1 protein-coding gene is annotated in these 650 nt (G+C 68.8%); it reads right to left on the bottom strand.

The annotated features are described in order from the left end of the window. Positions 1-106: 106 nt before the first annotated feature. Positions 107-650, bottom strand: a 544-nt coding sequence (locus F6Q13_RS19325; RefSeq protein WP_293059951.1) for a transposase, incomplete at its 5' end; no start/stop codon positions are given.

Here is a 650-nt window from a genome sequence, read left to right on the forward strand (position 1 = left end):
CCTGCTCGGCGGGCGTGGGGGGCTCTGCCGCTGTCGGCGACGTCGCCACCACGGTGAACATCTTCGTGATACCCGAGGTCGACGCATGACACTTCCTGAGTCAACCTCAGGCTGTTTGAGCCAGCAGTCGTTGTGTTCCGCCGTGGATGTCGGAGTTGTAGGGGACGCCGTCTTGCCAGCAGCGGTAGATGACGCGGATCCACGCGCGGGCGAGGATGCGCACGGCGTGGGGATGGTCGTGGCCGCGAGCCCGGGCGCGGGTGTAGATGTCTGCGGCCCAAGGACTTTGATGGCGGCTGTTGTCGGCGAAGGTGGTCAGCGCCCGGCGGAAGCGTTTGTTGCAGGCCCAGCGGAAGTGCACGGCGTGCTGCTTGCCGGATGCTTTGGTCACCGGGGTGGCTCCGGCAAGGGCGGCTACGGCGTCGGGTCCTTCGTAGGCTGCACGGGAGTCGCCCCACTCGGCGAGCACCTGGGCGGCGTTGATCTGACCCGACCTTGGCAGCGACGTGAAGGTCTGGGCGTCCGGGTGCTCCCCGAGGCGGGCGATGACGGAGCGATCGAGAGCCTTGCCGGCGTCGTTGAGCGCTGCCAGGACGGTGACCAGGGCGCCTACGGCGTCGGTGACGGCGACGGACAGGGCCGGGACGGTG

Origin of the sequence: Mycobacterium sp. (genome assembly GCF_008709575.1) — a bacterium.
Classification (GTDB): domain Bacteria; phylum Actinomycetota; class Actinomycetes; order Mycobacteriales; family Mycobacteriaceae; genus Mycobacterium.